At 70.9% G+C, this 22099-nt stretch carries 24 protein-coding genes and 1 pseudogene; 7 read left to right on the top strand and 18 right to left on the bottom strand.

Annotation, left to right across the window (positions count from 1 at the left end; genetic code table 11):
* From FJM51_RS14075 to FJM51_RS14050, 6 genes and pseudogenes are all read left to right on the top strand, one after another.
* A pseudogene (locus FJM51_RS14075) lies at positions 1-193 on the top strand (succinyl-CoA--3-ketoacid-CoA transferase); the annotation flags it as partial.
* A 341-nt stretch (positions 194-534) separates the two neighbouring features.
* Positions 535-1884, top strand: a complete 1350-nt coding sequence (locus tag FJM51_RS14070; RefSeq protein WP_140454767.1) for a hypothetical protein — start codon at positions 535-537, stop codon at positions 1882-1884.
* A 62-nt stretch (positions 1885-1946) separates the two neighbouring features.
* Complete coding sequence (lepA, locus tag FJM51_RS14065) at positions 1947-3746, top strand: translation elongation factor 4 (RefSeq protein ID WP_140454766.1); 1800 nt, start codon at positions 1947-1949, stop codon at positions 3744-3746.
* Positions 3739-3999, top strand: a complete 261-nt coding sequence (locus tag FJM51_RS14060; RefSeq protein WP_140454765.1) for a DUF4258 domain-containing protein — start codon at positions 3739-3741, stop codon at positions 3997-3999. Before lepA ends, FJM51_RS14060 begins: the two co-directional genes overlap by 8 nt.
* Positions 4000-4010: 11 nt before the next feature.
* The gene (locus tag FJM51_RS14055) at positions 4011-4247 is read left to right on the top strand and encodes a DUF2283 domain-containing protein (protein ID WP_140454764.1); all 237 of its coding nucleotides are present in this window, start codon (positions 4011-4013) and stop codon (positions 4245-4247) included.
* Positions 4244-4480 carry a DUF2442 domain-containing protein gene (locus FJM51_RS14050; RefSeq protein ID WP_140454763.1) on the top strand — a complete coding sequence of 79 codons (237 nt, stop codon included), beginning with the start codon at positions 4244-4246 and terminating at the stop codon, positions 4478-4480. Before FJM51_RS14055 ends, FJM51_RS14050 begins: the two co-directional genes overlap by 4 nt.
* A 1049-nt stretch (positions 4481-5529) precedes the next feature.
* Here FJM51_RS14050 and FJM51_RS14045 read toward each other — a convergent pair.
* Both FJM51_RS14045 and FJM51_RS14040 read right to left on the bottom strand, forming a co-directional pair.
* Positions 5530-5922: a YbaN family protein gene (locus tag FJM51_RS14045; RefSeq protein WP_140454762.1), complete on the bottom strand. Its 393-nt coding sequence runs from the start codon at positions 5920-5922 to the stop codon at positions 5530-5532.
* A gap of 143 nt (positions 5923-6065) precedes the next feature.
* Complete coding sequence (locus FJM51_RS14040; protein WP_140454761.1) at positions 6066-6410, bottom strand: hypothetical protein; 345 nt, start codon at positions 6408-6410, stop codon at positions 6066-6068.
* 166 nt (positions 6411-6576) lie between these two features.
* Here FJM51_RS14040 and FJM51_RS14035 point away from each other — a divergent pair, with 166 nt between their 5' ends.
* Positions 6577-6885, top strand: coding sequence for a hypothetical protein (locus FJM51_RS14035; protein ID WP_140454760.1), 309 nt, complete (start codon positions 6577-6579; stop codon positions 6883-6885).
* Positions 6886-6915: 30 nt separating this feature from the next.
* On the opposite strand, the gene FJM51_RS14030 is transcribed toward FJM51_RS14035, so the two are convergent.
* The 16 genes from FJM51_RS14030 to FJM51_RS13955 all read right to left on the bottom strand — a co-directional run bounded on the left by FJM51_RS14030 (position 6916) and on the right by FJM51_RS13955 (position 21955).
* On the bottom strand, positions 6916-7359 hold the full coding sequence (locus FJM51_RS14030) for a hypothetical protein (protein WP_140454759.1): 444 nt from the start codon (positions 7357-7359) through the stop codon (positions 6916-6918).
* Positions 7360-7448: 89 nt separating this feature from the next.
* Positions 7449-7637, bottom strand: coding sequence for a hypothetical protein (locus FJM51_RS14025; protein ID WP_140454758.1), 189 nt, complete (start codon positions 7635-7637; stop codon positions 7449-7451).
* A gap of 69 nt (positions 7638-7706) precedes the next feature.
* Entirely contained in the window at positions 7707-9221 is a 1515-nt protein-coding gene (gene scpC / locus FJM51_RS14020) for a succinyl-CoA:acetate CoA-transferase ScpC (RefSeq protein WP_140454757.1), read from the bottom strand.
* A 122-nt stretch (positions 9222-9343) separates the two neighbouring features.
* Entirely contained in the window at positions 9344-9817 is a 474-nt protein-coding gene (locus FJM51_RS14015) for a lytic transglycosylase domain-containing protein (RefSeq protein ID WP_140454756.1), read from the bottom strand.
* Between the two features lie 84 nt (positions 9818-9901).
* The gene (locus FJM51_RS14010; RefSeq protein ID WP_140454755.1) at positions 9902-10678 is read right to left on the bottom strand and encodes a transglutaminase-like domain-containing protein; all 777 of its coding nucleotides are present in this window, start codon (positions 10676-10678) and stop codon (positions 9902-9904) included.
* 15 nt (positions 10679-10693) lie between these two features.
* A complete protein-coding gene (locus tag FJM51_RS14005; protein ID WP_140454754.1) occupies positions 10694-11533 on the bottom strand; it encodes an SHOCT domain-containing protein in 840 nt (279 codons plus the stop codon).
* 117 nt (positions 11534-11650) lie between these two features.
* Positions 11651-13843: an aldehyde oxidoreductase molybdenum-binding subunit PaoC gene (gene paoC, locus FJM51_RS14000; RefSeq protein ID WP_140454753.1), complete on the bottom strand. Its 2193-nt coding sequence runs from the start codon at positions 13841-13843 to the stop codon at positions 11651-11653.
* 3 nt (positions 13844-13846) lie between these two features.
* Complete coding sequence (locus FJM51_RS13995; RefSeq protein ID WP_140454752.1) at positions 13847-14794, bottom strand: FAD binding domain-containing protein; 948 nt, start codon at positions 14792-14794, stop codon at positions 13847-13849.
* The gene (locus tag FJM51_RS13990) at positions 14791-15360 is read right to left on the bottom strand and encodes a 2Fe-2S iron-sulfur cluster-binding protein (protein WP_140454751.1); all 570 of its coding nucleotides are present in this window, start codon (positions 15358-15360) and stop codon (positions 14791-14793) included. The genes FJM51_RS13995 and FJM51_RS13990 overlap by 4 nt, the downstream gene beginning before the upstream one ends.
* A gap of 158 nt (positions 15361-15518) precedes the next feature.
* Positions 15519-15797, bottom strand: a complete 279-nt coding sequence (locus tag FJM51_RS13985) for a DUF2277 domain-containing protein (RefSeq protein ID WP_140454750.1) — start codon at positions 15795-15797, stop codon at positions 15519-15521.
* 32 nt (positions 15798-15829) lie between these two features.
* The gene (locus FJM51_RS13980; RefSeq protein ID WP_140454749.1) at positions 15830-16498 is read right to left on the bottom strand and encodes a 3-oxoacid CoA-transferase subunit B; all 669 of its coding nucleotides are present in this window, start codon (positions 16496-16498) and stop codon (positions 15830-15832) included.
* A complete protein-coding gene (locus FJM51_RS13975) occupies positions 16498-17151 on the bottom strand; it encodes a CoA transferase subunit A (protein WP_140454748.1) in 654 nt (217 codons plus the stop codon). The genes FJM51_RS13980 and FJM51_RS13975 overlap by 1 nt, the downstream gene beginning before the upstream one ends.
* 89 nt (positions 17152-17240) lie before the next feature.
* On the bottom strand, positions 17241-18068 hold the full coding sequence (locus FJM51_RS13970; protein ID WP_140454747.1) for a glycosyltransferase family 2 protein: 828 nt from the start codon (positions 18066-18068) through the stop codon (positions 17241-17243).
* Positions 18069-18082: 14 nt separating this feature from the next.
* Positions 18083-19777: a hypothetical protein gene (locus FJM51_RS13965; protein WP_140454746.1), complete on the bottom strand. Its 1695-nt coding sequence runs from the start codon at positions 19775-19777 to the stop codon at positions 18083-18085.
* A gap of 1 nt (position 19778) precedes the next feature.
* Positions 19779-20732, bottom strand: coding sequence for a glycosyltransferase family 2 protein (locus tag FJM51_RS13960; RefSeq protein ID WP_140454745.1), 954 nt, complete (start codon positions 20730-20732; stop codon positions 19779-19781).
* A complete protein-coding gene (locus FJM51_RS13955) occupies positions 20729-21955 on the bottom strand; it encodes a glycosyltransferase family 4 protein (RefSeq protein ID WP_181164561.1) in 1227 nt (408 codons plus the stop codon). Before FJM51_RS13955 ends, FJM51_RS13960 begins: the two co-directional genes overlap by 4 nt.
* Positions 21956-22099: the final 144 nt, after the last annotated feature.

The following is a 22099-nucleotide window of genomic DNA, read 5'->3' as shown; positions in this document are numbered from 1 at the left end:
GTCCAAGCACGGCGAATCGAAGCTGCTGCGCGAATGCACGCTGCCGCTGACCGGCACGGGCGTCGTGGACCGGATCATCACCAATCTCGGCGTCTTCGACGTGGTCGAGGGCGGGCTGAAACTGGTCGAACTCGCCGACGGCGTGACCGAGGACGAGGTCCGCGCCGCGACCGAGGCCACGCTGGTCGCCTGAATCCTCAGCAAGCCCAAGGGGGCGGAGCGGCTCCGCCCTCCCCGGATGCCAGGCGCATCTGTTGCGGGATCGGCACACAATCGCCTATTCCGTTACTTCCCAATACCTTCCCTTGACGTCTTACAGTCCCCGCTCCTAGCGTTTTCAGGCAGGAAGAAGTGAATTCGGCGCCATACAGGCAAGAGGCGTCGGGTTCACCGGGTTCCCGGACGGCCGATCCGCGGGGGCAACGCGGGCGGCCGGTCGGCCAGCCGGCGGTGTTCGTCGCCGGAGAGAGACCGGGGCCCTGTCGGGCACCCGGCGAAGAGGCAAGGGGGCAGGCAGTGATTGAAGAAAGCGTGTTGCTGAGGCGCGGAAGCACCTCATTCGGCGAGGCACGGCGGGAACTGGCGGATCTGCTGGATCCGGCCGCCTTCGAGGAAAGGCTGCGCGAGGCGCGGGCGCGGCGCGCCATCGCGCTCGCGACCCGGGCCGCGACCGGCGCCGGGGCGCCGCCCCGGGCGGGCCGCGCGACGCCGCCGGTATTTCCCGCCACAAGCGAGACGGCCGCGCTCGACGCCCCGGTCTTCGTTCCGCCCTTCACCCGCGCCGGCCAGCCGGACGAGGCCCCCGGCATCGCCGCGGAGGCCCCGCCCCTCACCGCGCGGGCGCGCCCCGCGCCCCGCGTGCCGCGCATCGAGATCGCGCCCGGACCGGCGCGGCGGCGCCCCGCGCTCCCGCCGGTCCTGTCGCGGCTGGGCGCCCGCGCCGCCGCGCTGACCGCCGGGCTCACCCTCCCGCGCCCCGGCGAGGCCCGCCTCGCCACCGCCGCGCGCTTCGCCCGGAGCCACGCCGTCGCGATCCTCGCGAGCTGCGTCGTCGCCGGGATCGCCTTCGGCGCCGTCGGCGCGCTGCTCGGCCCGGAGGCGCCGGCGCGCCCCGCCCCCGAGACATCCGCGCCGCCCGCGCCCGCCGAGTCCCGGGTGGAGACGTCGCACGAGACCCCTTCCGAGACTCCGGCGCCGGCGGAACGCGTCGCCGCTCCCGAGGCGGTCGCGCGTCCCGCCCCGGAGGCCGCCGCGCCGGCCGCGGCCCCCGCCGCGGCGCCGGAGCCCGAACCGGCCGCGACCCGCGCCGATCCCGCCGCCGACCCGGAGCCGGATGTCGATCTGACCGCCGCCGCGGTCATGCCGGAGCCCGATCCGGCCTCCATGCCCTCGCCCGAGCCCGATCTGGTGCCCGCGGCGCCCGCCCCGGCGATGGCTCCGCCGACGCCGGCCACCGAATTCCTCGTCTCGCGCCCCAGGCCCCGGCCCGCGCGGCTGCCCGCCGCCGCCGCGGAGGCCCCGGCGCCCGCCGCCTGGCCCGGAACCCGCGTCGTCGTCAACGTGCCGAGCGGGGGCGCGGACGGGGACGTCGCGGCGACCGAGGCCGCGGTCTCGGCCGCGGGCTTCCCGAAGGTCGAGCGCGCCCGCGTCGACGTCGACATGAGCACGGCCCAGGTGCGCTACTTCCACGCCGGGGACGCGGAGGCCGCGCGCGCTCTCGCCACCGCCACCGGGGCGATCGCCCGCGACTTCACCACCCACACGCCCCCGCCCCGGAACGGCTATCTCGAACTCTGGCTCGCGGGCGAGTCGGCCCGGCGGGCGCCCACGGCGGAGGACCGGATCCTCGGCATCCTGCGCGACCGGGCGACGGGCGAGGACTGAGGCGCGCGGACACCAGAGGGCCACTTGACGGCTTCGCGGAAAGGGCCGCATATCGGCCCGCCATGACAGACATTTCGCGCATCCGAAACTTCTCCATCGTCGCCCATATCGACCACGGGAAATCCACCCTGGCCGACCGGCTGATCCAGGCGACCGGCACCGTCTCGGATCGCGAGATGAAGGAACAGCTGCTCGACTCGATGGATATCGAGCGCGAGCGCGGCATCACGATCAAGGCCCAGACCGTACGGCTCGAATACCGTGCGAAGGACGGGCTCGACTACGTGCTGAACCTGATCGACACGCCGGGCCATGTCGACTTCGCCTACGAGGTCAGCCGCTCGATGCGCGCGGTCGAGGGCTCGCTCCTCGTCGTCGACGCCTCGCAGGGCGTCGAGGCGCAGACGCTCGCCAATGTCTACCAGGCGATCGACGCGGGCCACGAGATCGTCCCGGTCCTGAACAAGATCGACCTGCCCGCCGCCGAGCCCGAACGCGTGATCGAGCAGATCGAGGACGTGATCGGCATCGAGGCGGGCGACGCGATCCGCATCTCCGCCAAGACCGGCATCGGCATCGGCGACGTGCTCGAGGCGATCGTCACCCGCCTGCCCCACCCGCACGGGCGCGCCGACGCGCCGCTGAAGGCGATGCTGGTCGATTCCTGGTACGACGCCTATCTCGGCGTGGTCGTGCTGGTCCGGATCATCGACGGCAAACTCCGCAAGGGCGAGCGGATCCGGATGATGTCGACGAACGCGCTCTATCCGGTGGACCGGATCGGCGTCTTTCGCCCGGGCATGCAGGTGGTCGAGGAGCTCGGCCCCGGCGAGCTCGGCTTTCTCACCGCCTCGATCAAGCAGGTGCGCGACACCCGCGTCGGCGACACGATCACCCATGAGCGCAAGGGCGCGGTCGAGCCGCTGCCGGGCTTCCAGCCCTCGATCCCGGTGGTGTTCTGCGGCCTCTTCCCGGTCGACGCCTCCGACTTCGAGGCCTTGCGCGACGCGATCGAGAAGCTCCAGCTCAACGACGCCAGCTTCTCCGCCGAGATGGAGACCTCCGCCGCGCTCGGCTTCGGCTTCCGCTGCGGCTTCCTCGGCCTGCTCCATCTCGAGGTGATCCGCGACCGGCTGGAGCGCGAATACAACCTCGACCTGATCACCACCGCGCCCTCGGTCGTCTATCACATCTACAAGACCGACGGCGCGATGCTGGAACTGCACAACCCCGCCGACATGCCGGACGTGGTCAGGATCGACCATATCGAGGAGCCCCGGATCAAGGCGACGATCCTCGTCCCGGACGAATTCCTCGGCGACGTGCTGAAGCTCTGCCAGGACCGGCGCGGCGTCCAGCTCGACCTCACCTACGCCGGCTCCCGCGCGATGGTGGTCTACGACCTGCCGCTCAACGAGGTGGTGTTCGACTTCTACGACCGGCTGAAGTCGGTGACCAAGGGCTATGCGAGCTTCGACTACACCGTGACCGGCTACCAGGAAGACGACCTCGTGAAGATGCAGGTGCTGGTGAACGACGAGCCGGTGGACGCCCTCTCCACCATGGTCCACCGCGCCCGCGCCGAGGCCCGCGGCCGGGCGATGGTCGAGAAGCTGAAGGAACTGATCCCGCAGCACCTGTTCAAGATCCCGATCCAGGCCGCGATCGGCGGCCGCATCATCGCCCGCGAGACGATCTCCGCGCTCCGCAAGGACGTCACCGCGAAATGCTACGGCGGGGATGCCACGCGGAAGCGCAAACTGCTGGAGAAGCAGAAGGCGGGCAAGAAGAAGATGCGCCAGTTCGGTCGCGTGGACATCCCGCAGGAAGCCTTCATCAACGCGCTGAAGATGGATGGGTGAGAGGCCCGTCCGCCTCCATCCTCACGCCGCGGCGCGCCTTGGCGAACGCGGGGCGACGGAGGCGGAAGCCATCGCCACGGTCGAGACCGGCGAGACCTACCCGGCCAAGAACGGCCGAACCGCTTTCCGCCGCAATTTCCGCGGGCCGTGGGCGTGGCGGAACAGGACATTCGACACCAAACAGGTGGAAGTCTATGCTGTCTTCGAGGATGACGGCTGGCTCGTCATCACCGCGCTGGTGAAGTTCTTCTAGAGGCCCGACCGATGAAGCTCTCCTATGATCCCAAGGCCAACGTCGCCTACATCCGCCTGCGCGAGCGGCGGGGGGATGTGGAGACGCTGGAGATCACCGCGGATTTCTTCGTGGATATCGACGAGACGGGGGCGGTCTGCGGGATCGAGTTGCTCAATGCGAACGAGCAGCTTGTCGCGGGGGATGATGGGCGGCTCGTCTTCGTCAACCAGATGAACGGAGAGAGCGGGGAGTTGCGGGTCGCATGACGGAGAGCGTCCGCTTCGACGACGACGCGATGTGGGTGACCCTCGCGGACGGCCGCGTCCTCGGCGTGCCCCTCGCCTGGTTCCCCCGCCTGCTCCACGCCAGCCCGGCCGAGCGGGAGGCCGTCACGCTCTCGCCGTTCGGGCTGCACTGGGAGGTGCTCGACGAAGACGTTTCCATCGCGGGTCTGCTCGCCGGGCGGGGCGACATGGGTCGGATGAGCGACGTGGCGTAGGGCGACGAAGCTGTCTGGACGTCGGAAAGCGTAAGATTGATCCGGAAGCGGAGGCGGTGCGAGAAGATGCAGTCGGGAGCGAATAAGATAAGCCTGTCGAGCCAAGTGGATATTCCGCAATAAGCGCTCATTAACGCGCTGAATATGGATAAGAAATGCTACTTAGAAAATTCTGTAAATCCGAATTTAATATTATAACAAACGAATCTCTTTTGATTGGCAATGCATACAAGTATCACGACGTAGAACACGCCGAGATTGTTGATCGAGATGAAGCGATATCTTATCTCGAGCTTGAATTTAGCCCAGATACGCCTGTATCGACCTCTTGGTTAGATTCAATTTTACTCGGAACAATCCGCTTTAATGAAGCGCCTCGGCGAGAGCCGAATTTCTCGTTCGATCTGATATCAACAGATGATCAACTTATAATAAATAGAGATGCGTCGAGTGATCTAGCAGAAATATCTGGATCCATAAAATTTACATATATACTTCCAAATAGCTATATATTCTGTATGTCCATAGACGATGGAAGTTTAGATAATAATTTCAGAGAATATGATTCTTCTTGGTCGATTTCATTCGATAGAAGGAATGAATTTTCGAATTATATTTCAGATTCGATATTATCATGTATGGATTTTGGAAATGTATCACGGGATTATGTTCATAAAATCGCTTCCCAACATAGAGATTATTTCTACAATACTGCAATAGCATCGCCGGTGATCTATCAGCCGAAAATACGAAAGATTCGATCCCAAGAGGACATGACAGTTGACGATTTCTTCGAAACCCTTCGGTTTTCTCTTCTGTACAAAGATCCATGCTACGCTAGCGAGCGCGAATATAGATTCATATACGAGATAAATCTCGGAAATATACAAGTTTCTGTTGCCAAGAACGATCTATTTGTTAGCAGTTTACCTTTGCGTAATTTGTTATCGAATTAGCAAGTAGGGTGGGCAATTTGCCCTCCCGCAGGAGCGCGCCGCCGCGTGCTCCCACCTACCGCCTCTCCGCTCACGGTGGGCGGATCGCCCGCCCTACCCCGACGGCCGGCTGAACACGAACACCACCCCGCCCAACATCACCGCCGCCACCGCCCCAGTCAGCACCCAGCCGTGCCACCCCCCGAGCAGGAACAGCGCGAAGCCGAGCGTGGTCCCGCCCAGCGCGAGGAACTTCGCGCGGCGGGGGATCGCGCCGTGCTCGCGCCAGGCGCGGAGCGGCGGGCCAAAGCGGGGGTGGTCGAGCAGCCGGCGCTCCAGCCGTTCGGAGGAGCGGGCGAAGCAGCCGGCGGCGAGGATCAGGAAGGGCGTGGTCGGCAGCACCGGCAGCACCGCGCCGATGGCGCCCAGCGCGACGAAGAAGAAGCCGCAGCCGAGGAAGAAGCCGCGCGCGAGCCGTGAACCCCTGATCCCGCCGATCTCCGCCATCGCCCCCTCCCGCCGACGCGGCGGAAGCTAGCGCGCGCGGCGGCTCCGGCAAGCCGGACGGCCCCGCCCGCGCCGAATATGCATTTGCATATTCGCGCGACCCGCCTGCCCACCCGTGAATATGTCAATGCATATTCGCGGGGTCAGAGCCCCAGACGGGCGCGGCAGAGCTCCGCCTTCCGGGCGAGTTCGGCGGTGCCCGGCGCCTCGGCGGAGATGCGCTCCATCATCGCGTCGATGCGGCGCTCCAGCCCCGGGTTGGGCCGGCCGGCCTGGCCCCGGGTGATCGGGAGCAGCATCGCCGCCTCCGCCGCGTAGCCCGGCTGGCCGAGGCCCCCGGCCTGGTAGCGCGCGCCGAGTTCGGTCAGCAGATAGGCGACGCAGGCCGCGCGCGGGTCGAGCCCCGTCAGCGCGTCGAGATCGACCGCCCCGGCCGCCCCCGGCAGCCCGGCGGCGAGGAGCGCGGCGCGGATCAGACGCGGGGCCAAGGCCATCCCTCCCGACGGTCGCCCGTGAGGATAGCACGAGCCGCGCCGGCGGCGGGCGATTCGCGCGCGCGTGGCGGGGGAGGAAGGCCCCACGCCGGGCCGTCCCGCTTCCCGGCTCCGCGGAGAAGTGCTATCCGGCGGGAGATCCCAGAGCGAGGAGCCTGCCATGCGCCCGATCCATCTCCTCTCCGCCCTCCTTCTCATCGGCGCCGCCGCGCGCGCCGAGGAGGCGATCTCGCCCGGCCCGCTGGGTCAGGACGCGGAGACCTGCGCGGATTTCGTCGCGCTCGACGAGGGGGACCGGGTCGGCGCGCTCACGGCGATCGAGCCCTTCGGCGACGATATCGGCGCGGAGGACGAGGCGGCGGCGCGCGACTGGGCCGACGAGGTCGCGCGGCAATGCGAGGGCCATCCCGACCTCTCGCTGACGGCGGCGGCCGCGGCGGCCAATCTCTCCCTCGGGGAGGACGACTGATCCGCCGCGACCGATCCGCCGCGGCGGGGGTCACATCGACTTCGCCTCCTCCACCGCCTTCATGCAGGCCTCCTCGTCGCCGGCGGCGAGCGCCTCGTGCGCCCGGGCGATCGCGCCGGCGCGGGTGTCCGACTGCGTGGCATCGGCGCCGCCCGCCTGCTGCGCCGCCGTCAGGCCGCCCTCCTGCTGCGCCTGGGCGTCCTGGGCCGAGGTGGCGACGTCGGGGCTGACGCCGAGGGGTTCCTGCGTCCCGTTCTTGGTCACGCCGTCCGGGTCGCCATGCTCGAGCGCGTGACCCTGCGCGCCCATGTCCGACGCTCCGGTCTGCGGCGTGGCCGTGCCCGGGGCGAGCGGCGCGGTGGAGCCCGACTTGGACAGCCCCTCGAGCATGGAAAGCTCTTCCTCACAATCGGCATGGGCCGCGCCGGCCGCGAGAAGCGCCGTCGAGGCGAGCAGAACTGCGAAGCGTTTCATCCTGATGTTCCTCCTTTGGGATCGGACCATCTTCCGGTCCGGTCCCGCGAGGAACAGGGAGAGAGCCGCGTTGTTCCCCGGTGGAGGCGCTATTTCCGCCGCGTCCGCCGCCGGGCGGGGGGCGTCTTCTTCTCGGGCAGGCCCGGCATCCAGGCTTTCATCCACTGATCGAGAAAGGCGCGTCGCTGCTTCTCGACCTCGGCCAGCCAGGCGCCGCGCATCGGGCCCGCCGCCTTGTTCGCCGCGCTGAGCCAGGCGCTCATCCAGGGGTTCTTCATCGCAATCTCCAGCTACCGGTCACTCCGCCGCCGAGCCTAGCACGGAGCGGAGCACCGGGGGAAATTCGCTCAGGGCCGCATTGTTCCGGTGGCGACGAAACGCTCGTGCCAGGAAAGCGCCTCGGAGAGGAGCATCGGCGTCTGCTGACCGTAGGAGCCCCGGAGCGCGCGGGCGCGGTAGTCCTCGAGCATCGGGCGATAGTCGGGATGGGCGCAATTGGCGATCACCACCTGCGCCCGCTGCTTCGGCGAGAGGCCCCGGAGATCGGCCAGACCCTGCTCGGTCACGATCACCTGCACGTCCTGGTTGATGTGATCGGTATGGGAGACATGCGGCACGATGGCCGAGATCGCGCCGCCCTTCGCCGTCGAGGGCGAGAGGAAGATCGACAGGAAGCCGTTGCGCGCGAAATCGCCCGAGCCGCCGATGCCGTTCTGGATCCGCGAGCCCATCACATGGGTGGAATTGACGTTGCCGTGGATGTCGGCCTCGATCATCCCGTTCATCGCGACGCAGCCGAGGCGGCGGACGACCTCGGGATGGTTCGAGATCTCCTGCGGGCGAAGCAGGATCCTGTCGCGGTAGCGGCGAAGCTCGGCGTTGAACCGGCTGGCGGCCGCGGGGCTGAGCGAGAGCGCGGTGGCGGAGGCGAAGGTGAGCTTGCCCGAGTCGATCAGGTCGAGCATCCCGTCCTGCAGCACCTCGGTATAGGCTGTCAGCCCCTCGAACGGCCCTTCGATCAGCCCCATAAGCACCGCGTTGGCGATGTTGCCGACGCCCGACTGCAGCGGCAAGAGCGAGGCCGGCAGGCGGCCCTTCGCGACTTCGTGGCCGAGGAATTCGAGCAGGTGCCCCGCGATCCGCACCGAGGTGGCGTCGGGGGCGGAGAAGGCGGAGCCCCGGTCGGGCGCCTCGGTCTCGACGATGGCGACGATCTTCTCCGGATCGCAGCGGAAGCGGGTCTCGCCGATCCGGTCGGAGGCCATGGTGATCGGGATCGGCACCCGGTGGGGCGGGAGCGCGGTGCCGTAATAGATGTCGTGCATTCCGTCGAGGGCGGCGCTCTGCCAGCCGTTGACCTCGAGGATCACCTTGTCGGCGAGGTCGATCCAGGTCTTGTTGTTGCCGATCGAGGCCGAGGGGATCAGCAGCCCGTCCGCGTCGATACCGGAGACCTCGATCACCGCCACGTCGAGCTTGCCGAGGAAGCCCTGCCAGGCCATCGGCGCGACCTGGCTGAGGTGCATGTCGAAATATTCCATCTCGCCCGCGTTGATCCGCGCGCGGGCGATCGGGTCGGAATTGTACGGCAGGCGGAACTCGATGCCATGGGCGCGGGCGAGCGCGCCGTCGAGTTCGGGACCGGTCGAGGCGCCGGTCCAGACCCGGACGCGGAACGGGTTGCCCGCCGCGCGCTCGGCCTCGATCCGGGCGGCGAGCGCGGTCGGGACCGCCTTCGGATAGCCCGAGCCGGTGAAGCCGCTCATCCCCACCGTGTCGCCGGAGCCGATCAACGCGGCCGCCGCCTCCGCGGTGGTCACCTTCGCCCGCGCCCCGGCATGGGCGATCCTGCCCTCGGTCATCGTGTTTCCTCTCCCAAACCCGAGTTTGGGATGCAGAGGTATACCGTTCGGAGCCGGCGAGCCAGCCACGGGGGCGCATGGCTGCCGCGGCGCGGGGAGACCGGCTCCCCCAACGGCCGGCGTCACCTGAGGCCGGTGGCCTCCAGCAGGCCCTTGCGCTTGGCCTCGTAGTAGTAGCCGCGCGCGTACCACCCCACGGCGGCGTCGCGATCGCCGTCCGAGACGAGCCAGGCGCCCCGGAGATACCTGACGCCGTAGCGGAGGTTCGTCTCGGCGTCGAGCAGGCCGCTCGGCCCGCCCCGGTAGCCCATGGCCCGCGCGGTGCCGGGCAGGATCTGCATCAGACCGTAATAGGGGCCGTTGCGCGCCTCGGGCCGGTGGTTCGACTCGCGGATGACGACGCGCTGGACGAGATCGCGCGGCACGCCGTAGCCGTCGGCGTAGCGGTCGATCAGCGCGCGCAGTTCCGGGGTCTCGTTCGGATGAAGCGCGGCGCGCGACGCCTCCGGCGCGGAAGGGGGTGGCGCGGCGCAGCCCGCGAGGCCGAGTGCCAGCGCCACGAGCGCCGCCGGGGCGCCAAACGCGCGACCTGTCATGCGGAAGATCTCCTGCCCGTTGTTCTTGCATCCACTACCCCGCCCACGGGGCAAGCTGTCAAGATACGGTCAACGCGGAGCCGGTCAGCCCCGGCGGACGGAGACGCTCTGCTTCACGAGTTCGCTCTCGCCCTTCACGGTGAGAAAGGCGATGTCGGCCGCGTCGCGCCCGACGCCGATCCGGACCATCTCGCCGGCCCCCGCCATGCCGGTCGGATCCACCAGATGCCAGGCGCCTGCGAGGTAGAGTTCGCAGACCGCGTGAAAATCGGGCGGCTCGACGCTCGGCGCGTAGACGCTCACCATCCGCGCCGGGATGCCGCCGGCGCGGGCGAAGGCGATCATCAGATGCGCGTAGTCGCGGCAGATGCCCTGACGCTTCAGGAAGGTGTCCGCGGCCGTGGTCGTCCCGTCGCTCGCGCCCGGAACATAGGCGAGTTCGCGCTCGATCCAGTCCCGCGCGGCGGCGGCGAAGGCACCGCCCCGCAACCCCTCGAACCGGGTGGAGACGAAGGGCTCGAAAAGCTCCGGCACGATGAAGCGCGAGCCGAGCGTGTATTTCACCACCTCGCCCGGCAGATCCCGCGGCGGCGTCGGCGCGAGGGCGCGAAGCTCGACCTCGGGCCGGTCGATCTCCACCCGGGCGCGGTAGTCGCAGCGGAGCCGGTCGCCGGCCACGATCCAGGACCGCTCGCCCACGCCGTCCTCGGCGGGGATCCGGACGAAGACCGAGGCGTGGCGCGCGTCGGTCGTCGTCTCGAGGATGCGCTGATCGGGCAGCGAGGCGGCCTCGATCTGGAGCAGAGCGGGGCTGTCCGGCGCGACCTTGTAGTCGAGCCGGGTATCGATCTCGATGATCATGACTTCTCCGGTTGATCAGAGCCGCGCGAGAAGATCCTTCTTCTTGGCGGCGAATTCCTCCTCGGTCAGGATCCCGCGGTTCCTGAGATCCGCGAGCCTTTCGAGGGCGTCGAAAACGTCGCCCTGCCCCCCGGCGGAGCGGGGCGCGGCCGCGGGAGGCGCCTCCGCCGGAGCGGCGGACGGGACGGCGGACGGCGCGGGCGGGGCGGGCGCGCGGGCGGCCTCGGGCGCGGGTTCGGGAGCCTTGCCGGGCGCCGGCGTGGTCAGGTCGCCGCGCACGGGCTCGGAGGGGGAAGCCCCCGCGCCGGGCGCGTCGAGCCGGCGCAGGTCGTGCAGGCGGACCGGGCCTTCCGCGGTCGAGAAGCTGATCGACTGGTCGCCGCCCTGCTGCTGGCCGACGCCGGTGATCCGGTGCTCGCCGCTGTCATAGACCTCCATCGCGCCGTGGCGGACGATGGCGAGCCGGCGCGTTTCCGGGAAGAAGGCGTAGCGCATGTCGTTCTGCGCGCCGCTCGACGCGGGCGCGCCGAATTCCGCCGGCCAGCCCTGCCCGCCCGGGACGGAGGCGCCCTCGGGCTGGCGCAGCACGTCGCCATGGGCGAGCTCGCCCGCGAGATCGTTCGCGAGCGCGTCGACCCGCGCCTTCAGCGCGTTGTTGAACATGTCGCCGATCATCAGCATGCCGCCGCGCGACCATTGGCCCATGCCGCCGAGCTCGGGATGGCTGAACTGCGCCTGGGCGCCGCCGCCGAGGGCGAGCGCGCGCAGCAGTTCGGCGGCGGCCTGCGCGCTCACGCCATGGCGCTCGGCGGCGGCGCGGGCGATTTCCCGACCGTGTTCGGTGAGGGTTTGCATCTGCGTGACCTTTCCTGTGACGCGCGAAGGCCGCCCCTCCCACCGAAGGGCGGCCCCGCCTGTCGTTCACATATCGCCCCGAACCGGCTTCGGTTCCAGCACCCCGCCGCGAAAACCTCAGAAGGGCGGCATGTGGGGCAGGAGCTTGTCGAGCGTGATCGGGAAATCGCGAACCCTGATCCCGGTCGCATTGTAGACCGCGTTCGCGACCGCCGCCGCGACGCCGCAGAGGCCGAGCTCGCCCACCCCCTTCGCCTTCATCGGCGAGGAGATCGGGTCGGTCTCGTCGAGGAAGATCACGTCCTGGCGCGGAATGTCGGCGTGCACCGGCACCTCATAGCCCGCGAGGTCGTGGTTCGCGAAGAAGCCGCGGGTCTTGTCGACCGCGAGTTCCTCCATCAGCGCGGAGCCGACGCCCATCGTCATCGCGCCGATCACCTGGCTGCGCGCGGTCACCGGGTTGAGGATCCGGCCCGCCGAGCAGACCGCGAGCATCCGGCGCACGCGGATCTCGGCCGTGGCCGCGTCGACGGCGACCTCGACGAAATGCGCGCCGAAGGTCGACTGGCGGTACTTCTCGCCGAGGCCCTTGAAGGTGATCGAATCCTCCGCGACGATCTCGCCCCCCGACGCGGCCTCGACGAGGGACACCGCGCTGTTGCCCCAGCGCACCTCGCCCTCCTCGAAGACCGCCGTTTCCGGATCGGCGCCGAGCCGTTCGGCGATGCGTGTCCTCAGCGCGACGCAGGCGGCGTAGACGCCCGAGGTGGAGCTGTTGCCGCCGAACTGCCCGCCCGAGCCGGCCGAGACCGGATAGCGCGAATCGCCGAGCCGGACCGTCACGCGCGCGAGCGGCACGCCCATCATCTCGGCGGCGGTCTGCGCGATGATCGTGTAGGAGCCGGTGCCGATGTCGGTCATGTCGGTCTCGATCTCGACGCCGCCCCCCTCCTGGAGCCGGGCGCGGGCGCCGGATTTCATCAGTAGGTTGTTGCGATAGGCCGCGGCGACGCCGATGCCGATCCACGACCGCCCCTCGCGCCGCCGCGCCGGCAGGCTGGCGCGTTCGCCCCAGCCGAAGCGGTCCGCGCCGAGGCGCAGGCAGTCGGCGAGGTGGCGCTGCGAGAAAGGCGTGTCCTTGCCCGGCACGACCTGGGTGTCGTTGAGTATCCGGAACTCGATCGGATCGAGGCCGAGCTTCTCGGCCATCTCGTCCACCGCCGCCTCGAGCGCCATCATCCCCGAAGCCTCGCCCGGCGCGCGCATCGCATTGCCCTCGGGCAGGTCGAGCACACCGAGCCTTTCGCCGACCAGCCGGTTCGGCGCGGCGTAGAGGAACTGCGACTGCTGCGTCGCGGTCTCCGGGCCGCCGTCGGGGAGATTGCCGGAGGTGCTCTCGTGGCCGAAGGCGGTGAACTTGCCGTCCTCGGTCGCGCCGAAGCGCAGGCGCTGGACCGTCGCGGGCCGGTGCGTCGTGTTGTTCGCGATCAGCGGCCGGGGCAGCGCGAGCTTCACCGGCCGCCCGACCTTGCGCGCCGCGAGCGAGGCCGCGACGACGTCGGAGCGCACGAAGAGCTTGCCGCCGAAACCGCCGCCGATGAAGGGCGAGACGAGGCGGACCTTGTCGCGCGGCAGGTCGAGCGCGGCGGCGAGATCGCGCACGCCCCAGGCGATCATCTGGTTCGAGGTCCAGACGGTGAGTTCGTCCCCCTCCCAGGCCGCGAGCGTCGCATGCGGCTCCATCATCGAGTGGCTCTGGTCGGGCGTGCGATAGGTGACGTCGAGCTGGACCGGCGCGGCGAGGAAGGCGTCGTCGAAATCGCCCACCAGCGCGTCGTCCTCGCAGAACGGCTGGCCGACGATCTCGCGGGCGACGCGTTCGAGGTCGAAACAGCCCGGCTCGGGCGCGTAATCGACGTCGAGGAGCGCGGTCGCGGCGCGGGCCTCTTCGAAGCTCTCGGCCACGACGACGGCGATCGCCTGATGGTAATGCTCGACCCGGTCGCCGCCGAAGAGCATCGCGGTGTTCATCGGCCCGAGCGCGTGGCGCGGGACGTCGAGCGTCGTCAGCACGCCGATCACGCCCGGCGCGGCCTCGGCGGCGGCGGTGTCGATGGCGCGCACGCGGCCCTTGGCGATCGCGGCGCCGAGCGGATAGCCATAGGCCATGTTTTCCACGACGTCGCGCTGCTCATAGGCGTAGCGGGCGGTGCCGGAGACCTTGAGCGGCCCGTCGATCCGGGGCCGCGGCTGGCCGACCTCGCGCGCGCGGTCGATCGGGTTTTCCTTGGCGGGGGTATCGAACAGCATCGCTCAGCTCCTCGCCTCGGCCAGCAGCGCGGCGAGCGCGCGTTCGGCGAGAGGCAGTTTGAATGCGTTCTGCTCCGTCGGCCGCGCGCCGGCGAAGAGCATCTCGCAGGCGGCCGCCGCGCCCTCTCCGAGCTCGGCCTCCGCCGCCTCGACGCGCCAGGGCATCGGCGCAACGCCGCCGAGCGCGATCCGGCCGGTGCCATCCTCGCGCAGCACCAGCCCGACGGAGACGAGCGCGAAGGCGTAGGAGGCGCGGTCGCGCGCCTTGTGATAGAGCTGCGCCCCGCCGAGCGGCGCGGGCAGCGTGACGCCGGTGATGAGCTCACCCGCGCCGAGCACCGTCTCGATCTCCGGCGTCTCGCCCGGGGTCCGGTAGAATTCGCCGATCGGGATCGAGCGCGCCACGCCATCGGCGCGCATCGTCTCGATCTCCGCGTCGAGCGCGCGCAGCGCCACGGCCATGTCGCTCGGATGCGTGGCGATGCAGGCCTCCGAGGTGCCGACGACGCCGAGCTGGCGGCTGATCCCTTCGAGCGCGGCGCAGCCGGAGCCGGGCGCGCGTTTGTTGCAGGGCATGTTGGTGTCGTAGAAATAGGCGCAGCGCGTCCGCTGCAGCAGGTTGCCCGCCGTCGTCGCCTTGTTGCGGAGCTGGCCCGAGGCGCCGGCGACCAGCGCGCGGGTTAAGAGCGCGTAGTCGCGGCGCACGCGGGGATCGGCGGCGAGGTCGGTGTTGCGCACCAGCGCGCCGATCCGGAGCCCGCCCGCCGCCGTCTCCTCGATCCGGTCGAGGCCGAGGCCGTTGACGTCGACGAGATGGGCGGGCGTCTCGATTTCGAGCTTCATCAGGTCGATCAGATTGGTCCCGCCGGCGATGTATTTCGCCCCCTCCCGCGCGCCCGCGGCGGCGGCCTCGGCGAGGGTTCCGGGCTTCTCGTAGCTGAAGGCTCTCATCGCGCGCCCTCCGCCACCTCGGAAATCGCGGCGAGGATGTTCGCATAGGCGCCGCAGCGGCAGATGTTGCCGCTCATGCGCTCGCGGATCTCCTCGGCCGTCGTCGCGATCGGCGCTTCGAGGTCGCGCGTCACATGGCTCGGCACGCCGGCGGCGATCTCCTCGAGCACCGCCTTCGCCGAGCAGATCTGCCCCGGCGTGCAGTAGCCGCACTGGTAGCCGTCATGGGCGACGAAGGCCGCCTGCAGCGGGTCGAGCGCGTCGGGCCTTCCCACGCCCTCGATCGTGGTGACCGCGTCGCCCTGGTGCATCACCGCGAAGCTGAGGCAGGCGTTCACGCGGCGGCCGTTGACGATCACGGTGCAGGCGCCGCACTGGCCATGGTCGCAGCCCTTCTTGGAGCCGGTGAGCCCGATCTCCTCGCGCAGCAGATCGAGCAGCGTGACGCGGTTGTCGATCACGCCGGACCAGTCGCGGCCGTTGATGGTGAGGCTGACTTCGGACCGGGGCGGGGCGCCGTCCGCCGCGCCGGTCTCTCGCGGGATGGTCTCGAAATCGGATGGCATGCGGTCCCCCTGACTGGTCCGGGCATCGCCGGATTGGCTCCACGCGCCCCTCGGACGGGCGTCTGGCCTCAACCTAGCCCCGGCGGCGCAGAGGGAAAGGCCGGACAGACGGGCCGGCGCGCATCGGCCGGGCGGAACGCCGCTTCCGGAAACGAGCCTCAGGCCGGGCGCGCGCCGAACCGCCGGCGGGAGCGTTCGCGGGCCTTCTCCGCCTCGGTCTCCCGGTCGCGCGGCGGCGCGCTGGTCACGAGCGCCCACACGAGCGCGGAGGAGGCGGCGGCGATCTCGTCCACCGCCTTGTCGAAGGCGGCCTGGTTGGCGGCGGAGGGCCTCTGGAAGCCGCTGATCTTGCGCACGTATTGCAGCGCGGCGGCGCGGATTTCCGGCTGGCCCGCCGGCGGGTCGAAGTTGAAGAGCGGCCGGATGTTTCGGCACATGGCGGGCTTCTCCCTTTCCTCGCCCGCCCCTCTCAGGCGAGCGTCATCTCGGGCGGCTCGGCCGGGACGATGAGCTCCGCGGCCGTCGCGGCGCGGATCTCCTCGACGGAGACGCCGGGGCCGCGCTCGCGCAGGACGAGCCCGTCGGCGGTCGGCTCGATCACGGCCATCTCGGTCACGATCAGGCTGACCCGGCGCGCCGCGGTCAGCGGCAGCGTGCATTCCGGCACGATCTTCGCCTCCCCCCGGGCGGAATGGACCATCGCGACGATCACGCGTTTCGCGCCGGCGACCAGATCCATCGCGCCGCCCATGCCCGGCACCATATGGCCCGGAACCATCCAGTTGGCGAGATGCCCGCGCGCGTCCACCTGCAGCCCGCCGAGCACGGTCATGTCGAGATGGCCGCCGCGGATCAGGCCGAAGCTCATCGCGGAATCGATCGAGGCCGCGCCCGGCACGGCGGTCACGAATCCGCCGCCCGCGTCGGTGAGGTTCGGATCCTCCATCCCCTCCGGTGGCCGGGCGCCGAGGCCGATCACGCCGTTCTCGGCCTGGAAGAACACACCCGCGTCGTGGGGGATGTGGTTCGCCACCATGCTCGGCAGGCCGATGCCAAGATTGACCAGCATGCCGGGCCGGATCTCGAGTGCGACGCGGCGGGCGATGATCTCCTTCGGGCTGTGAACCGCCACCTCCATCACGCGGCCCTCGCGAGCAGATGGTGCACGAGCACGCCCGGCGTCTTGACCGAATCGGGCGGGATCACGCCGATCGGCACGATCACCTCCGGCTCCGCGATCACCGTGGCGCCGGCGAGCGCCATGACCGGGTTGAAGTTGTGCGCGGTCAGCGAATAGCAGAGATTGCCCGCGTAATCGGCCTGATAGGCGCGGATCAGCGCGAATTCGGCCTTGAGCGGGGTTTCGAGCAGGTAGCTCTCGCCGCCGACCTCGACCACCCGCTTGCCCTCGGCGACCGGCGTGCCGAGCCCGGTCGCCGTCAGCACGCCGCCGAGGCCGACGCCGCCGGCGCGGATCCGCTCGACCAGCGTGCCCTGCGGGACGAGCTCGACCTCGACCTCGCCCGCGATCATCTGCTTCTGGAATTCGGGATTGAGGCCGATGTGCGACATGATCGCCTTCGCGATCGCATGGGCCGAGACGAGCTTGCCGATCCCCTTGCCGGGCAGCGCCGCGTCGTTGGCGATCACCGTCAGGCCCCGGACGCCGCGGGCCACCAGCGCGTCGATCAGCCGCTCCGGCGTGCCGACGCCCATGAAGCCGCCGATCATCACGACGGCGCCGTCCGGTATCATCTCCGCCGCCTGTTCCGGCCTGATCGCCTTCTTCATCCCCGCCCTCTCCCTTCCTCCGCCACGCGGGCGGCGTTCAGGGGATTAGCGCGCAATCGGGCCGGATTTGCAACGCGTAGCGGCCGCGCTCAGCGCGCCCGGCTCCACCCCGCCTCCGGCCGGCGCGCGCGCACCGCGAGGCCGACGAGGCCGTAGGCGGCGAGGCCGAGCGGGTCGGCGAGCGCGAGGCGCAGGAGGCCGCGGCCGCCGAGAGGGGGCTTGTCCTCGTTGCGGGCGAGTTCGGGGAAGCGGGCGGCGATCTCGGTCACCGCCGCGCGCTGGCGCCGGCGGACCCGGACCAGCGCGGCGAAACCGGCCGCGACGGGCCAGCGGTAGCGCGCGGCGACCGCGACCCGCTCGGCCGGGGCGAACTGGAGCCGGACGAAGATGTCGTCGCCCAGCACATCGGGAAAGGCGCCCCAGCGCGCGCGCGCCGCGGCGTTCACCGCGAAGAGGCCGCATCCCGGCACGGTCAGCGCCATGAAGGGCAGCCGCGCCCAGAGCCGGGCGTAGAGCCGGCCGAAGCGGTCGCCGCTCGTCACCTCCATCGCGAGCCGGGCGCCGACGAAGCGCGGCCGGGGATCGCGGAGCGCGCCGGCGAGCGCGCGGAGCATGTCGCGCTCGATCGCCACGTCGGCGTCGAGATAGAGCCGCCAGTCGCCCCGCGCCGCGGCGTCGCCGGCGTTGAGCGCGCCGGGCTTGCCCGGTTCGGGCCGGTCGATCACGGTGAGCCGCCAGCCCCGCCGCCGGGCGACCGCCTCGTTGGCACGGGCGCGTTCGATCGTGCCGTCGCGGCAGGCATTGGCGCTGACGATGATCTCGACCGGGCAGCCGGGATCGTCGGCGGCGAGGACGGAGGCGAGGCAGCGGCCGATCACGCTGGCCTCGTTATAGGCGGGAATGATGATGCTGAGCATGGCGATCCGGAGCGTTAGCGCGGGGTGAAGTCGGAGGCGGGCCGGCTGTCCCACCAGGCGGGATTGGCCGCGTTGAAGGCGCGCAGCGCCTGCCAGCGCGGCGTGTCGTCGTCGAGATGGCGCAGCGCGCCCCAGCTGCCCCAGCGGCTCGGCCCCGCGACGTCGACGAAGGCGGTGAAGAGCGTGCCGCCCGCGGCGCGCCAGCCGGCGAGCAGCTTCGCGTAGAGATCGCCCATGCCGGGGGAATAGTTGAGCGCGGTGAAGAAGTCGGTCAGCGCCTGGTCCCCGGTCGCCGCGCCCTGGCCGACGACATGGGTGCCGCCCTCGTACATCACGAGATCGAGCCCGCGCGCCCGCGCGGCCCGCGCGTGATAGGGCCAGAGTTCCCCGGTGAGCCGCGCGAGCGAGTCGGAGGGATCGCCCGAGAGCCGCCCGTCGTCGAGTTCGCGCAGCGCCTTGGCGAGCGCGGCGCGCTCCCCCTCGCCGAGCCAGCCGCGCGCGAGCGGCGCCTTGTCGGCTCCGAGCGCGGCGCCGAAATAGCCGGTGACGCCATAGGCGTCGAAGGCTTCGGCGGGCGGGGCGTTGCGGCGCGGATCCTCGGCGACGTAGAGCGGCGCGTCCATCAGCGGCTTCTCGAGCCCCGGCCAGTCGGTCTGGGTCGCGATCACCCGGACGAGCCGGTCCGCGCGGGGACCGAAGACCCCGGTCCAGATCCGCGCCACCTCGGCCGCGCGCAGACCGGCGTATTGCATCCAGGCATCCCCCGGCGCCCCGGCGCCCCAGCGGCGCCGCGCCTGCCCGCGCGCCCAGTCCGCCTGGCCGAAGCCCCAGTTCCAGAGCTCGTTCGAATATTCGACATAGGCCCGGCGGCGCGGGTCGAGATGGTCGCGCACATAGGCGGCGAAGGCGCGGACATAGGCGTCGGTCGCGCGATGGGGCATGTTGAACCACGGATCGGCGCCGAGCCGGTTCGCCAGCGCGACCATGATCTCGACCGGCACGCCGGCGCGGGCATAGGTATAGTCGCCGGGCCGGGGCCGGTCGGACCAGTTCGCCTGCGCCGAGCCGTTCGTGCCCATCCAGTCCATGAACCGCGCCGCCCGGATGCCCCGGATCCGGGCGAGCCAGCGCGGGTTGAAGATCTCCCCCGCCGCCACGCGGGCCGCGTCGCGCTCGGCGATCAGGCGGATGTCGCGGATGTGGTCGCCCGCGCCCTTCGGATCGGTCGCGGTGATCGTGACGATGACCGAGCCCGGCCCGGGCGCGTAGTCGAAGCGGATCTCGCCCGGGCGCCGCTCCACCGCGCTCACCCGGCCCTCGACGGCGATCCTGCCCGAGCCGCGCCAGCTCAGCACGTAGCGGCCGGCGAGGCTTCGCGCCGCGGCGGGCTGGTCGGTCAGCACCAGGGTCGAGACGCCGGTGATCCCCGCCGGGATCCGCCGGAGCCAGCCCGCCTCGTCGAGCGCGCCGGCGCGGGCGAGGTCGGCGTGGTCCCGGCCGCCCCATTGTCCGGGCAGGTGGCCGATCCAGGGGCGCGCGGTCTTCATCAGGTCGAGGAAGGGCTGCTCGGTCGACCAGTCGGCGATGCCCGAGAGCCCCATCCCGACCGAAGGCGCGCGCCCGGTGACGAAATCGCCCGCGTCCGCGACGCGGACCGGCGCGGCGGTGAAGGCGACGGGAACGGGCGGGAGCGCGAAGACCTCGAACATCTCAGCGGCTCCCGAGGCCGACGGCGCGGGAAAGCGCGTGCGCGGCGAGATCGGAGAGGAAGCGCGGCGGGTCGCAGGGCGGCTGGCCCGTCACGAGCCGCCGCGCGCGCCAGAGCAGCCCGCCCGCGAGATGCGCGCCGGTCGCCGCCGCCGCGTAGGCCGGCCCATGATTCTTCACGAAATAGCGCAGGCGCGAGTCGAACCAGTAGCGCGGCGTGCGCCGCCAGGCGCCCATGCCGGTCGAGACCGAGCCGAGGTGGATGACGCGGCTCCCGGGCACGTAGACCGCCTTCCATCCGGCGCGGGCGGCGCGCAGGCAGAGGTCGGTTTCCTCGTAATAGAGGAAGAAGCCCTCGTCGAAGAGGCCGATCTCGTCCAGCATCGCGCGGCGCATCATCACGCTCGCCCCCATCAGCCAGTCGACCGCCACCGTTTCCTCCGGGATCGGCGGGGCGATCACATGGCGCGCGAGAAGGCGCGAGACCGGGCCGGTCCGCGCCGCCGCCTCCATCTCGCCCCCGATCGAGGGGAAGCGGAAGGCGGAGTGGCGGGGGGCGCCCTCCGCGTCGAGGATCCGGCTGCCGGCGAAACCCGCCTCGGGATGGGCGGAGAGGTGGTCGCGCAGGATCGCGATCGCCCCCGCCTCGGGGAAGGCGTCGGAATTCAGGACATGCACGTAGTCGGGCCGCGCGCCGTCCGGCAGGCCCGCGCGGATGCCGATGTTGTTGCCCGCGCCATAGCCGCCGTTCCGGCCGGAGGCGATCACGCGGACCCTCTCCCACCCCCGCGCCGCGTCGCGCAGCCGCTCGAACGAGCCGTCGCGGGAATCGTTGTCGACGAGGACGATCCCGCCCGGAATGCCCTCCATCGCGCGGACCGCCGCCCCGGCCGCGCGCAGGGTCATCCCGGCGGTGCGGTAGTTCAGGATCACCACGAGCACGGTCGGATCGGTCATCGGCGTTCCTCCAGAACCTCGGCGTAGATTTCCGCCACCCGCGCCGCCTTGGCGGCCCAGGTGAACTCGGCGAGCACATGGGCGCGCGCGGCGGCGCCGGTGCGCGCGACCTCCTCCCGGTTCGCCGCCATCTCGCCCAGCGCGGCGCGGAAACCGGCCACGATCCCGGCGCGCGGGCCGAGGGCGACCTTGTAGCCGGTGCCCGGCCGCACGAGTTCGCCCGGCCCCCCGTAGTCGACGACCAGCGGCGCGAGGCCGAGCGCCATCGCCTCGAGCACGGCGCCGCCGCCGAATTCGCGGATCGAGGGAAAGGCGAGCACGTCGCAGCCCGTGGCGACCTCGCGCAGGGCCGCGTGGTCGAGCCAGCCCCGAAAGCGCACCCCGGGCCCCGCCCGGCGGCGGCGGAGTTCGTACAGCATCGGCCCGTCGCCGATCATCTCGATCTCGACCCGGCCCGCGCGCAGGAGCGGCTCCGCCGCCTCGAGCAGCATGTCCGGTCCCTTGTAGGGAACCATGCGCCCGATGAAGCAGACGCGGAGCGGCCCGCCGGCGCGCCGGGGGCCCGGCGCGAAGCGCCCCGGGTCGATCCCGTTCTCGGGCAGGTAATGCGCGCGCGCGCCGGCCGGCATCTCGCCCTCGGTGTGGCGGGAGCCGACGATCACCGCGGCGGCGCCGAGCGTCGCGCGCCGGTGAGGCAGCAGCCGATGGGCGCCGCGCAGATGAGAGAGCCATTCCCGCTCCCTGAGCCGCGCGACCTCGAAGCCTCTCGGCCAGGGCAGGCCGCCGTTCAGCGGGCCGATCACGAAGGGGACGCCCGCCCGGCGGCACCGCGCGGCGATCGGGCTCGGCACCGTCGGGCTGAGCGGGGTGATCCGGTGAACGATGTCGAAGGCGCCGGCGCGCAGGCGTGGTCCGAATTCGCGCCAGACCAGATGCTCGAACCAGGGATAGGAAAGCGCGCCGAGCGCCTGGACCATGGTCCAGCCCCGCCCCTCGCCCATCCGGAGCGCGCCGGCGAGCCGCCAGAGCGGCCCGGCGAGCGCCTCGGAATCGATGGCGGTGAAATCGGCGCCCTCGACCAGGCCGGCCCGCAGGATCGCGTCGCGGTTGCGGATCTGCGTCACGAGATGGACATCGGCGACGGCGCGCAGCGCATGGGCGAGCGACCAGCCGACGAGCGGCACGCTGACCCATTCGGGATTGGCCGCCTCGGCGATCACCATCACGCGGGGCCGGGCGGCGGCGGGAGAGACGGCGCGCGCGACCTCGCCCTCCGGGAAGGCCGGGGTCCGGCCGGGGAGGCGCGGAACCGGAGCGCCGATCCTGATCCCGCCCATGGCTGCCTCTCTCCTCCCCGTTCCGACGCG

Source organism: Amaricoccus solimangrovi (assembly GCF_006385685.1).
Classification (GTDB): domain Bacteria; phylum Pseudomonadota; class Alphaproteobacteria; order Rhodobacterales; family Rhodobacteraceae; genus Amaricoccus; species Amaricoccus solimangrovi.
The sequence above is the reverse complement of the archived record's forward strand: the minus strand, read 5'-3'. Positions and strand labels throughout refer to the sequence as shown.